At 62.6% G+C, this 12,247-nt stretch carries 10 protein-coding genes; 9 read left to right on the top strand and 1 reads right to left on the bottom strand.

The genetic code is table 11. The features are described from left to right. The first annotated feature begins 37 nt into the window (after positions 1 to 37). Positions 38 to 1,021 (top strand): LacI family DNA-binding transcriptional regulator, encoded by a 984-nt coding sequence (locus AB0O87_RS02135; RefSeq protein ID WP_363511286.1) that lies wholly within the window; start codon positions 38 to 40, stop codon positions 1,019 to 1,021. A 9-nt stretch (positions 1,022 to 1,030) separates the two neighbouring features. Here AB0O87_RS02135 and AB0O87_RS02130 read toward each other — a convergent pair whose 3' ends face one another. Next, on the bottom strand, positions 1,031 to 1,441 hold the full coding sequence (locus tag AB0O87_RS02130) for a hypothetical protein (protein WP_363511284.1): 411 nt from the start codon (positions 1,439 to 1,441) through the stop codon (positions 1,031 to 1,033). A 196-nt stretch (positions 1,442 to 1,637) separates the two neighbouring features. Here AB0O87_RS02130 and AB0O87_RS02125 point away from each other — a divergent pair, with 196 nt between their 5' ends. The 8 genes from AB0O87_RS02125 (at position 1,638) to AB0O87_RS02090 (ending at position 12,242) form a co-directional block, all read left to right on the top strand. Then, positions 1,638 to 3,182: an FGGY family carbohydrate kinase gene (locus tag AB0O87_RS02125; RefSeq protein ID WP_363511282.1), complete on the top strand. Its 1,545-nt coding sequence runs from the start codon at positions 1,638 to 1,640 to the stop codon at positions 3,180 to 3,182. After that, positions 3,179 to 4,810: a fucose isomerase gene (locus AB0O87_RS02120; RefSeq protein WP_363511280.1), complete on the top strand. Its 1,632-nt coding sequence runs from the start codon at positions 3,179 to 3,181 to the stop codon at positions 4,808 to 4,810. The genes AB0O87_RS02125 and AB0O87_RS02120 overlap by 4 nt, the downstream gene beginning before the upstream one ends. A gap of 200 nt (positions 4,811 to 5,010) precedes the next feature. After that, positions 5,011 to 6,294, top strand: a complete 1,284-nt coding sequence (locus AB0O87_RS02115; protein ID WP_363511278.1) for a sugar ABC transporter substrate-binding protein — start codon at positions 5,011 to 5,013, stop codon at positions 6,292 to 6,294. A 12-nt stretch (positions 6,295 to 6,306) separates the two neighbouring features. Continuing rightward, positions 6,307 to 7,275 carry a sugar ABC transporter permease gene (locus AB0O87_RS02110; protein ID WP_363511276.1) on the top strand — a complete coding sequence of 323 codons (969 nt, stop codon included), beginning with the start codon at positions 6,307 to 6,309 and terminating at the stop codon, positions 7,273 to 7,275. Beyond that, the gene (locus AB0O87_RS02105; RefSeq protein WP_363511274.1) at positions 7,275 to 8,174 is read left to right on the top strand and encodes a carbohydrate ABC transporter permease; all 900 of its coding nucleotides are present in this window, start codon (positions 7,275 to 7,277) and stop codon (positions 8,172 to 8,174) included. Before AB0O87_RS02110 ends, AB0O87_RS02105 begins: the two co-directional genes overlap by 1 nt. Further along, entirely contained in the window at positions 8,171 to 9,625 is a 1,455-nt protein-coding gene (locus AB0O87_RS02100) for a sulfatase (protein WP_363511272.1), read from the top strand. Before AB0O87_RS02105 ends, AB0O87_RS02100 begins: the two co-directional genes overlap by 4 nt. After that, complete coding sequence (locus tag AB0O87_RS02095) at positions 9,622 to 10,938, top strand: glycosyl hydrolase (RefSeq protein ID WP_363511270.1); 1,317 nt, start codon at positions 9,622 to 9,624, stop codon at positions 10,936 to 10,938. The genes AB0O87_RS02100 and AB0O87_RS02095 overlap by 4 nt, the downstream gene beginning before the upstream one ends. Beyond that, positions 10,935 to 12,242: a sulfatase-like hydrolase/transferase gene (locus tag AB0O87_RS02090; RefSeq protein WP_363511268.1), complete on the top strand. Its 1,308-nt coding sequence runs from the start codon at positions 10,935 to 10,937 to the stop codon at positions 12,240 to 12,242. The genes AB0O87_RS02095 and AB0O87_RS02090 overlap by 4 nt, the downstream gene beginning before the upstream one ends. Positions 12,243 to 12,247 lie beyond the last annotated feature (5 nt).

The raw sequence follows: 12,247 nt of genomic DNA, 5'->3' as shown, positions 1-12,247 counted from the left end.
ATCACCCGCCTCAGACGGTCGGGGAGCAGGGGTGCGCATGGCCACAATTTACGACGTCGCAGAACGCGCTGGTGTGTCGCCAGCGACGGTCTCGCGCGTGTTCAACGGCACCAGCGTCTCGGCCGAGAAGGTGGCAGCGGTGCGCCAAGCGGCCGCCGATCTCGACTTCACTCCGAACCGTGCGGCACGCATGCTGCGTACCCAGAGCTCCGAGGTCATCGCGCTCGTTATCCCCGATATCGAGAACCCGTACTTCACGGAGATGGCGAGAGGTGTGGAGGACGTCGCCTCCGAAGCCGGATTCTCGGTGGTGCTCTGCAACTCCGATGCGCAGGTCGCCAAAGAGGCGACCTACCTGCGGATCGCGATTGCCGAGAATATGTCTGGCGTGATCATTGCGACTGCCAGTGAGGAGTCCGACCTCGGCGGCATTCTGGCGACCGGTCGACCGGTGGTTGCCGTAGACCGCAGTACGCACTATGACATTGACGGTGTCACGATGGCGAACCGCGCGGCCGGTACCTCAGCCACGCAGAGTCTGATCGATGCGGGCTATCGGCGGATCGCCTACATTGGCGGTCCTGCCCATATCGACACGGCCGCTGAGCGGGCGGCGGGTTGGCGGTCCGCGCTCGCAACTGCGCAGTGTGGAGATGACCTCGGCGATCTTGTGCGCTTCGCCACCTACCGCGTCGATGGAGGTCGGGCAGCGATGGAAGAGCTTTTGGCGCTGCCGGATCCGCCGGACGCCGTGGTGGCTGGCAACAACCTCATCGGAGTTGGAGCAATCCAGGTGCTCACCGAGCACGGGCTCACGCCGCCGCAGGTGGGCGTCGCCGTGATCGGCTCTCTGCCATTCACGACGCTCTCGCCGACGGCTGTCACTGTAGTGCGGCTGCCCGCAAGGCACATGGGGGTGACCGCCGCACAGATGCTGCTGCAGCGCATCAAGGGTGACGCGCAACCTGCCCGGGCTGTGGTGTTGCGCAACGAGATTCAGCCAGCGAGCCCGCGCCACTGACGCGCACGTTTAACGAGTGCCCCACATACGTGTGGCCAAGTTTGCAACCTCTGTGTCCAGCGTTTCGAGCTGTGCAGTGAGCCTGGCTTCCATGGTCTCGATCTGGGTGGTGAACCTGGCATCCATGGTCTCGAGCTGTGCTGTGAATTTCGCATCCATGGCCTCGATCTGTGCTGTGAACTTCGCCTCCATCGTTTCGAGCTGCGCTGTAAACCGAGCATCCATGCTCTCGATCTGGGCAACGAGAAGGGCGCCCATCGCGTCGGTGCGCCCCTGAGACCCCTCGAACTGCGCGGCGAATTCGCGACGCAATGAGGCGATCATGCTGTCGTGCTGGCGCACGAGCACCGTCAGCAGGCCGAGCATGCTGGCGGCGAAGACACCTATGAGTATCCAGACCTGTGGCTCGTTCATCTGCATGGCTCCATCCTGTGCGGGAAAGCCCAGATTGTCACGGTATTCCGGTGGGACATGGGCGTAAACGTGCGACCGGTGTACAACGGCTTATGAATGCCGTTTGTGCAGGTGGAGTGCGAGCGTCCTTGCGGCGTGAAATCGATTTCGCGTACAGTGATGATGGGTCAGTTTTCGGCCCACTGGTTTCGAGGAGGACTCCATGCGCTGCACCATCGGAGTGGATGTCGGCACGTCCAGCACGAAGGGTGTGTTGGTGGATGCCGCCGGCCGTATCTTGCACTCGACGACCCGCGCGCACGACGTCGATCGACCTCACACCGGCTGGGTCGAAATGGATGCGGGCATCTGGTGGGACGAGTTCGTCTCGATCGCCCGCGAGCTCACTGACGCAGAGCCAGACGCTGAGGTGATCAGCGTGGGCGTCAGCGGCATGGGCCCCTGCATCCTGCTCGCCGATGAACATGATGAACCGGTGCGCCCCGCGATCCTCTACGGCGTAGATACTCGCTCGACCGCGCAGATCGAGCGCCTGACCCGCGAACTCGGGGTCGACGAAATCACGCGCGTCGGGGGATCAACCCTCACCTCTCAGGCGGGTGGTCCGAAGATCTCCTGGGTTGCCGACGAAGACCCAGAGGCATGGAGGCAGGCGCGACGGCTGTATATGCCAGCGTCATGGCTCGCGCGAAAGCTCACCGGCGCCTACGTTCTTGACCACCAATCCGCCAGCCAAGTCTCCCCGCTCTACGACATCGAACGCGAGCAGTGGCACGCCCCGTGGTGGGATCGCTACGCCGGAACGATCGAACAGCCGCCTCTGCGCTGGGCTGGCGATGTGGCCGGCGAGGTGACGGCATCAGCAGCGGCCGCCACCGGCATCCCCACAGGTACTCCCGTGATTACCGGCACCATCGACGCATGGACCGAAGCGGTCAGCGTGGGCGCGCATGAACCGGGCGACCTGATGCTGATGTACGGCACCACGATGTTCATGGTCTTCACCAACAGCGTCGCTGCCGGTGAAAAGACGCTGCGAACGCCCTCGATGTGGACTACCGCTGGCGCGTTTGCCGGCACCCGCAACCTCGCAGGCGGTCTCTCCACATCGGGAGCGCTGACCGGGTGGCTCAAGGGGCTGACCGGTGCGGACTATCCCGAACTGCTCGCTGACGCAGAGGCGGCGGGCCCTGGCGCCCGTGGTCTTCTTCTGCTGCCCTACTTTGCGGGGGAGCGCACGCCCATCCAAGACCCCGATGCCAGGGGCGTGATCGCTGGGCTCACGCTCGAGCACACCAGGGGCGACCTCTATCGTGCTGCGCTGGAGGCGACAGCGCTCGGCGTGCGGCACAACGTTGAGACGATGCGTGCCGCTGGGGCGGAGATCAACCGGATCGTCGCTGTCGGCGGCGGCACCCAGGGGCGCCTCTGGTTGCAGATCGTCTCTGACGTCACCGGACTCGTGCAGGAAGTGCCGGCGACGACCATCGGGGCGAGTTACGGAGCGGCTTTTCTTGCCGCGACGGCAACGGCTGAACCAGGTGTCGCGCCAAACATCACCGACTGGAACCCTGTCACCGACCGCATCCACCCCAATCCTCTCCTGCGACCGCTCTACGACGCCCTGTTCGACCGCTACGTGCGGTTGTACGAGGGGTCAAAAGACGTGGTGCACGAACTCGCCGCCGACCAGCGCGCTGCCACCCACCCAACCCCCTCATCCACCCCCGTATCGGAGGACTCATGACCTACACATTCCCGGAACAGACGCCGCGCCCGTCATCCGCGCCCAAAACTGCATATCTCATCGCGTCTGGCGACCTGCGCGAGGCGGCCAACACCGGCGGGTGGCCAGTCCAGGTCGAATTGGAAGCCGGCGTCACCGGTGTCTTCAACGACCTGGGATGGACTGTCATCCGCGCCAACGAAGTTGACCCAGAGACCGGCCACGGCTTCATCTCCAGCCAGCGCATGGGACTCGAGGTGTTCAAGAACATCCCCACCGACGCACCGCTCATCGTCGCGGAAGCCGTCTGGCAGTACTCGCACCACGTACTCGCTGGACTGCGCACGCACCAGGGCCCGATCCTCACGGTGGCGAACTTTGCCGGAGACTGGCCTGGCCTCGTCGGCCTTCTCGGGCTGAACGCCGGCCTCACCAAGATGGACAAGCCGTACGCATCGATCTGGTCCGTCGACTTCACCGATGACTGGTTCCGTGCCGGCATCAAAGAGTGGACAGAGACCGGCGTAATCACTCACGACGCTTCCCATGTGCGCCCGCTGCCAGAACTCCCAGACAGTGCAGAGAAGCAGTTGGGTGAGGCGCTTGCCGCTGAGCTGCGTGCAGAGAAGGCCATCATCGGTGTGTTCGATGAGGGTTGCATGGGCATGTACAACGCGATCTTCGATGACGAGCTGCTCAATCACACGGGCATCTACAAGGAGCGCCTGTCGCAGTCAGCGCTCTACGCCGAGATGCTCAACGTGACAGAAGACGAAGCAGACGCCGCATATGACTGGCTGATCGACGCGGGCATGACCTTCAAGTACGGCGAAGATGCCGCCACCGAACTCACCCGTGAGCAGGTGCAGTGGCAGCTGAAGATGTACATCGCCGCGCTTCGTATCGCCGATGACTTCGGTCTTGATGCTGTCGGTATCCAGTATCAGCAGGGGCTCAAGGACCTGGTCCCCGCTTCTGACCTGGCCGAAGGCATCTTGAACTCGACCGAGCGCCCTCCGGTGCTCTCGCGCGACGGCTCTCGCGTGCTGCATGAGGGGCGCGCTTTCCCGCACTTCAATGAGGCAGACGAGGGTGTCGCCGTCGACGCGCTCGTGACCGACCGCGTGTGGCGCGCGATGGGTCTCGTGCCAGACAACACGCTCCACGATGTGCGTTGGGGTGAAGAGTTCGACGGACAGTTCGTGTGGGTATACGAGATCTCCGGTTCGGTTCCTGCATCGCACCTGGGTGGGTGGCAGAACGCGGAGGGCTGGCGCCAGGGTCACGTCTTCTTCCCTGCGGGTGGCGCGACGATCAACGGTGTGTCCAAGCCGGGTGAACTCGTGCTGTCGCGCGTTTTCATTGCCGACGGAATTCTGCAGGCCGACATCTTCCGTGCCTCGGTGGTGGAGCTGCCAGCGGAAGAGACCCAGCGTCGCAAAGACGCCACGAACCCGGAGTGGCCAATCGCGCACGTCGTGCTCCACGGTGTCTCTCGCGACCAGTTCATGGCCCGCCACAAGGCGAACCACGCGCAGATGGTCTACGCACCTGACGCTGACACCGCAGACAAGGCGCTGATCGCGAAGGCAGCAATGTTTGCTGGCATGGGGATCAAGGTGAACCTGGTCGGCGACGTCACCGTCTGACCGTTCTAAGGGGCCCTCTCGGGGTGCGTGGGAAGCCAACGCGCCTTGAGGGGGCCCCTTTTTTGACGGTCGCCGAAATTTACTCTTGCGACCAACTACTAAAGCGTATTAGTGTCACTTTCAATGGGTCTGGCCCCGACCTCGCCCATCGCGCTAATGCGCTTCAGTAATCACAGAGACGTCTACAGGAAGTGTGTTCAATGAAGAAATCACGGGTTGTCGTTGCAGGCACCGCCGTCGCTCTCACAGCCATGCTCGGCGGCTGTGCCACTGGCGGAGCTCCGTCAGGTTCAGGCAGCGACGCAAACGGTGAAGTTACCGGCGAAATCACGTTCCAGACCTGGAACCTGAAGGCCAACTTCCAGGAGTACTTCGACGGCGTGATCGCCGACTTTGAAGAGGAATACCCCGGCACCAGCGTGAAGTGGGTAGACCAGCCAGCAGAGGGCTACGCAGACAAGCTTTCGGCGGATGCCGCGGCAGGCACTCTTCCCGACGTTGTAAACCTTGACCCAGGCACCGGGTACCCCCTCGCGCAGGCCGGCATGCTGATGAACCTCGCCCAGAATGACCCAGAGGCGGAAGACCTGTACCTCCCCGAAGCGTGGGAGGCGATGGACTGGAAGGCCCTCGACGGCAACTTCGGCTACCCGTGGTACCTGAACACCGGCCCCTCGATGTTCAACACGGCGCTCTTCACTGAAGCGGGTCTTGACCCAGAAAACCTGCCAGAGACATACGACGAACTGTTCGAGCAGGCCGGAGAGATGGCGGATGCTGTCGGTGGCAAGTACTCGATGATCGGTCGCACCCCGAACATCGAGATCTTCGGGATGTATGGCGTTGAGCTAATGAATGCTGATCAGACCGAGTTCACATTCAACAACGCCGACGGCGTCGAGTTGGTCGAGAAGTACAAGGAGCTCTACGACGAGGGTGCCTTCCTGCCGGAATCGCTCTCGACGGACTACACCGGCATCGACAAGTCGTTCCAGGCGGGCAAGATCGCGTACATGCCCGGCAGTGCGTACAACGTGCAGGCGCTGCAGGACAACGCCCCCACGGTGTTCGAGAGCCTGGCGCTGACGCCGCTGATCACCAACGAGAAGCCGAACATGTACATTCAGCTCGTTGCTGTCTCGGAGCAGTCGGAGAACAAGGCTACGGCGAAGGAATTCGCGCGCTTCGTCACCAACGCGCAGAACCAGCTGGCCTTCGCAAAGGAAGTCAATATCTTCCCCTCCACCGTGGGAACGATCGACGACGAGTTCTTCACGACAAGCGACGGTTCGGCCAACGATGAGGTGCGCGTGATGGCGGCCGCCCAGCTGCAGGACGCCGTTGTTTACTCGCCTGCTTCGTTCACCGAGCCGATGAAGAGCGAACTGCGTGACCAGCTAGCTCAGGCGATGCTCGGCGAGAAGTCGGCGCAGGAAGCCCTCGACGCGACTGTCGAGTACGCCAACCAGCGTCTGTCGAACTAACGGAATACCCGGATGTCGACGACCACCCAGCGCACCGCCCGGCCGGGGTCAGCCCCTGGCCGGGCGGTGCCCGCCGCACCCTCTTCTGGCAAACGTCGCGGCATTCGTTACAACTGGTGGGGAACGCCATGGCTGTTTCTCGCCTTCGGCCTGACGATCGTCGGCGTGTTTACTGTCTATCCGTTCCTGAACACCCTGATCCTCTCGTTCACCGACGCCACGCGACTGCGGGCGGGCGAGTTCGTCGGGTTCGAGAACTTCGTGCGCATGGCTGGCGACGACCGCTTCTGGACGGCGCTGCTGAACTCGACGCTCTATACCGTCGTCGTTGTTCCGCTGATGATGCTGCTGCCGTTGCTCCTGGCGCTGTTGGTCAACAGCTCAGTGCCCGGTATCAGCGCCTTTCGCACGGCCTATTACCTTCCCGTCGTCGCCTCGGTCGTGGCCGTCGGCGTGATCTGGACGTGGATGCTCGACAGTCGCGGTCTGGTGAACCAGACGCTGATCGCGTTGCAATTCATCGCCCAGCCCATTCCCTTTCTTTCCGATCGCTGGCTACTGCTTTTCAGTGCGATGGCCGTCACAGTGTGGAAAGGGCTGGGGTACTACATGGTTATCTATCTGGCGGCGCTGTCGAACGTCAATCGCGAGCTTTACGATGCTGCCTCCGTCGACGGTGCAAGCGCCTGGCGCACCTTCTGGTCGGTGACCGTGCCTGGCGTGCGCAACACAATCGTCTTGGTTGGTGTGCTCTCGGCAGTCGCCGCGTTCCGCGTATTCACCGAGGTTTTCGTGCTCTCAGGCAACACAGGAGGGCCGGGTGGAAAGGCGATGACCATGGTCATGCTGATCCAGCGTGAAGGTACCGGTCTCGACGCCCAGCTTGGATACTCCTCCGCGATCTCGTTGGTGATGTTCTTGATCACCATCGGATTGATGTTGGCGATGCTCCGCCTCCAGACCAAGGGAGGGCAGGACTGATGGCTGCGACGTCAGTGCTCGATCAGAACGAAGAGATCGCCCAGCGTGCTCGTGAAATTCGCAAGGCACGCTTGCGCAAGAAAGCGCCGGGGATGGTCCTCCGGTACATCTTTCTCTTCGCGATGCTCATCATCATGGTGGGGCCGTTCCTCTGGCAGCTATCGACCTCGCTCAAAGGCATGGGGTCTGACCTGTACTCGTTGCCACCAGAGTTCTTCCCGAAAGACCCGACGCTTGATGCCTATGGCCGGGTGGCCGAGGTCGTGCCCGTGTGGCGGTACGTGCTCAACTCGTTCATCGTCGCTGGCGGCGCGGTAATCGGTGAGGTCATCGGTGCAACCCTCGCCGGGTACGCCCTTGCGCGTCTGCGCTTTCGCGGCGCCAAACTCGCACTGTCGGTGTTCCTCGTTGGAATCCTCATTCCCGGCGAAGTCATCCTGATCGCGAAGTACCTGCTCACTCAAGAGCTGGGGCTGAACAACACGCTCCTCGGGGTGATCTTGCCGACCGTCGTTGGGTCCCTCAACGTGCTGTTGATGCGCAGTGCCTTCATGGCAATCCCCACGGCCATGGACGAGGCGGGAATGTTGGACGGCGCGAACGCCTGGCAACGGTTCCGTCACATTGCCCTGCCGTCGGTCAAGGGCATGATGACGGTCGTAGCGATCTTCTCGTTCGTCGGGGCCTGGGATGAGTTCCTCTGGCCGCTGATCGTGCTCTCGGATCAGAACCTCTACACGCTGACCGTCGGGCTCAACTTCTTGCAGGGCACGTTCACCAACGACCCCAGGGTGGTGGCGGCGGGAACGATCATCGCGATCGTGCCGCTGATCGTGCTGTTCTTCGCGCTGCAGCGATACTTCTTCCGCGGCATCGGCGAGGGCGGACTGAAGGGATGAGCGGCGTGAGCGGCACAGCAAAGCGCCCCAACTTTGTGTTCGTCCTCACGGATGACCATGCGGCGAACGCGATCGGTTGCTACGGCTCGGTGATCAACGAAACACCCGGGATCGATGGCATCGCGGAGGCCGGGGTCCGTTTCGACACTGCTCTGGTCGAGAACGCCCTGTGCACCCCCAGTCGGGCGGCAATTCTCACCGGCACATACTCGCACCGAAGCGCCGTGACGACGCTGGCCACCCACCTCACCAACGACCACGAAACCTTCATCACCGCGCTGAAGGCGGCCGGTTACCGCACGGCCATGTTTGGCAAGTGGCATCTCGGGCATGGCGAAGGATATGACCCCGCAGGCTTCGACCACTGGGAGGTGTTGCCAGATCAGGGCGAGTATCACGACCCAGAGTTCTACACCCCAGAGGGGCCAGTGCGCTTTGAGGGATATGTCACCGACATCATCACAGAGCGTTCCCTGGCCTGGATGGCAGAGCAGGGAGACGAACCGTACTGCGTACTGGTCTGGCACAAGGCGCCCCACCGGCCATGGCAGCCGCATCCGAAATATGCGGATGCCTATCCGGACCCGATTCCGCTTCCTGCGACTTTCTTCGATGATTACGACGGTCGCGGAACCCCCGCACACCACGCCACGATGCGAATTGCCGACTATCTGACCGATGTCGATCTGAAGGAAGATCCCCCGGATGAGCTTGACTACCGCCAGCGTGCGATCTGGAAGTACCAGCGGTACATGCAGGACTATTTGCGGTGTGTTGCCTCGGTCGATGAGGGCGTAGCCAAGATCACGCGGACGCTGCGTGAACGCGGCCAGTGGGACGACACCGTCACCCTCTATGCCTCCGACCAAGGCTTCTACCTCGGAGAGCACGGCTGGTTCGACAAGCGTTTTATGTACGAAGAATCGTTGCGGATGCCTCTCGTGCTCAGCTACCCCGCCCGTGTTGCGGCTGGACAGCAAATCACGAGTCTGGTGTCGAACGTCGATATCGGCCAGACGATCCTGTCGTTTGCAGGCGTCGATGCGCCATCGGGGGTGCAGGGGCGTGATCTGGTTCCGTTGCTTGCCACGGCGTCAGGCGCTCAGCCAGAGGCCGAAGCTGTTCGTGACGCGCACTACTACCGCTTTTATGAGCACGACGACCATATGCACCATGTCTGGGCGCACTATGGAATCCGCACGGAGCGCTACAAACTCATCTATTACTATGCCGACGGTATGGGGCTCCCCAATACCTCTGACATGACGTACCCCCCGGAGTGGGAACTGTTCGATCTGAAGCTCGATCCTTTCGAACTCCAGAGCGTGCACCAAGACCCTGCCTACGATGGGGTGCGCCGCGATCTGACCCTGAAGTTGTGGGATCTCCAGCAGGAGCTGGGTGACGTTCCCCATCCCCGCCAGCCAGCACCGGAAAGACTGTTGCAATGACCTTCGCCCTTACGCCCGATCAGCCTCTGCGATTCGGGGCGAACTACACCCCGGCGACCGAGTGGATGCACTCGTGGCTCTCGTTTAATCCCGACAACGTGCGGCGCGACTTCGCTGGTCTCGCAGAGTTGGGGTTGGACCACGTGCGGCTGTTCCCGCTGTGGACAGTGCTGCAGCCGAACCGCACCCTCATTCGCCAGGAGGCGATCGACGACGTACACACGGTCGTCGACATCGCGGCGGAGTTCGGCATGGACGCGAGCGTCGACGTGGTGCAGGGGCACCTCTCCAGCTTCGATTTCATCCCCTCGTGGCTGTTCACCTGGCATGACAAGAACATGTTCACGCACCCGCAAGCGTTGAGCGGACAGGTTGAGCTCGTGTCGGCGCTCGGGCGATCGTTGGCTGGCGCGTCGAACTTTCTCGGGTTTACGCTCGGGAACGAGACCAACCAGTTCTCGGCGAAGAACCACCCGTCGCCCTGGCCGGTGACCCCGGATGAGGCCGGCAGCTGGCTCACCGCGCTGCTGGATGCGGCGGAGCGGTCCGCGCCAGGATTCCCGCATGTGCACAGCGAGTACGATGCCGCCTGGTACATGGACGGGCATGGGTTCACGCCAGCTCACGCGGCACGGCTGGGTGCGATGACGACCGTGCACTCCTGGATTTTCAACGGCACAGCTCAGCGTTACGGTGGTCGATCGGTCGCAAGCGATCGCCACGCTGAGTACATGATCGAGATGGCGCGCGGCTTTGCGACGCAGCCGGATCGTCCGATCTGGCTGCAGGAAATCGGCGCTCCGGCGAACTGCCTCACCCCAGAGGAGACCCCGGACTTTCTGGAAGCGACCGTGCGTTCCGCGGTACGCACCGAGAACCTGTGGGGTGTGACCTGGTGGTGCTCGCACGATGTGAGCCGCGAGCTGGCTGACTACCCAGAGCTGGAGTACACGCTGGGCCTGCTCGATAACGGGGGAGGGGTAAAGCCCATCGGTCAGCGCTTTGCCGAGATCATCCCGGAGCTGCGCCAGCGTCGACCGGCACCCGCACGCAATGTCGGCATCGTGATTCCGGTAGACGAGAACGAGATCCCGGTGAGTCGAGGGGCGATGAGTCCTGGCGGTGCCATCTTCCAGGCGTGGGTCGATGCCTGTGCCGAGGGGATTGACCCCGCAATTGTCACGTCGAAAGACGCGGAGAACCCGGCCGCGCTGGCCGCACGGGGGATCACCGAACTGATCCGGCCTATGCTGAACGCGACAGTGGTCGAGGAGTACTCCTCGAACAACACCGTGGTGGAGGACACAGCGTGACGAGGCCCAATGTAGTCGTGATTTATGCCGATGACCTGGGGTACGGTGACGTCGGCTGCTTTGGCAGTGACGACATCCGCACACCGCATTTGGATGCGCTGGCTGCCCGGGGAATTCGTCTGACCGACTGGTATTCAAACTCGCCGGTCTGTTCACCCTCTCGCGCGTCCCTGCTGACGGGACGCCACCCTGCCCGTGCTGGCGTGCAAGAGATTTTGGGTGGTGAGCGGGGGACTCCAGGGCTGCCGGCGCAACCGACCCTCGCGACGCGCCTGAAAGACGAGGGGTACGCCACCGGCCTGTTCGGCAAGTGGCATCTCGGAACCAGTGAGGGCTATCGCCCACGGGATCGAGGGTTCGACCACCACTTCGGCTTCCTTGCTGGCTGTGTCGATTACTACTCGCACATTTTCTACTGGGGGCATGGCGTCAATCCGGTTCATGACCTGTGGGATGACGAAAAAGAGGTCTGGGACAACGGTCGCTATCTCACAGAAGTCATTGCCGATAAGGCTGTCGACTTCATCGGGGAGAACGCAGACAATCCGTTCTTTTGCTTTGTGCCCTTCAACGCGCCGCACTATCCGATGCATGCGCCGCAGGAGTATGTGGATCGGTTCCCTGAGCTTGACGACGAACGGCGCATTATGGCGGCGATGGTCTCTGCCATGGACGACGGAGTCGGCCGCATTGTGCAGGCGCTTGAGGCGCACGGCGTCGCGGAGAACACGCTGGTGTTCTTCTCCTCAGACAACGGACCTTCTGCAGAGAGCCGCAACTGGCTCAACGGCGAAGAGATCGATTACCAGGGCGGATCGACAGGCGGGCTGCGCGGCCACAAAGGCTCCCTCTTTGACGGTGGTATTCGGGTGCCGGCGATCGTGTCGTGGCCTGCGGGACTGCCGAGCGACATCGACTGGACGACGCCGGGGATGATGATGGACCTCGTCCCCACGATCCTTGATGCGATCGGGGTGGCGGCAGAGGGCGAGATCGATGGCGTGAGCGTCTTGCCGCACTGGCGTGCGCAAGATGAAGCGGAAGAGCGCACCCTGTTCTGGGAGTACGGCCCGCAGCTGGCGGCGCGCCGTGGTCCGTGGAAGCTCGTAACCTCAGCCAGGGAGCACCTCGGTGGCCCGTTTGAGCTGGGAAGCGTGATGCTGGTGAACCTCGACGACGACCGTGCAGAAAGTCGCGACGTCTCCGCCGAACACCCGGAGATCACCGCCGCGTTGCGTGCAGAGCTGATGGCCTGGGCCGAAACCTTCGCGTGGGACCCGGCTCCCTGGCTGGCGTCGGCCTGACCGAT

It is taken from the genome of Microbacterium sp. NPDC076768 (assembly GCF_040687205.1).
Classification (GTDB): domain Bacteria; phylum Actinomycetota; class Actinomycetes; order Actinomycetales; family Microbacteriaceae; genus Microbacterium.
This window is presented reverse-complemented; position numbering and strand designations above follow the sequence as displayed.

Coding starts and splice junctions, on each gene's coding strand:
- AB0O87_RS02130 (WP_363511284.1), bottom strand. CDS start 1,441: ATGCAGATGAACGAGCCACAGGTCTGGATACTCATAGGTGTCTTCGCC.
- AB0O87_RS02120 (WP_363511280.1), top strand. CDS start 3,179: ATGACCTACACATTCCCGGAACAGACGCCGCGCCCGTCATCCGCGCCC.
- AB0O87_RS02100 (WP_363511272.1), top strand. CDS start 8,171: ATGAGCGGCGTGAGCGGCACAGCAAAGCGCCCCAACTTTGTGTTCGTC.
- AB0O87_RS02125 (WP_363511282.1), top strand. CDS start 1,638: ATGCGCTGCACCATCGGAGTGGATGTCGGCACGTCCAGCACGAAGGGT.
- AB0O87_RS02105 (WP_363511274.1), top strand. CDS start 7,275: ATGGCTGCGACGTCAGTGCTCGATCAGAACGAAGAGATCGCCCAGCGT.
- AB0O87_RS02110 (WP_363511276.1), top strand. CDS start 6,307: ATGTCGACGACCACCCAGCGCACCGCCCGGCCGGGGTCAGCCCCTGGC.
- AB0O87_RS02115 (WP_363511278.1), top strand. CDS start 5,011: ATGAAGAAATCACGGGTTGTCGTTGCAGGCACCGCCGTCGCTCTCACA.
- AB0O87_RS02095 (WP_363511270.1), top strand. CDS start 9,622: ATGACCTTCGCCCTTACGCCCGATCAGCCTCTGCGATTCGGGGCGAAC.
- AB0O87_RS02135 (WP_363511286.1), top strand. CDS start 38: ATGGCCACAATTTACGACGTCGCAGAACGCGCTGGTGTGTCGCCAGCG.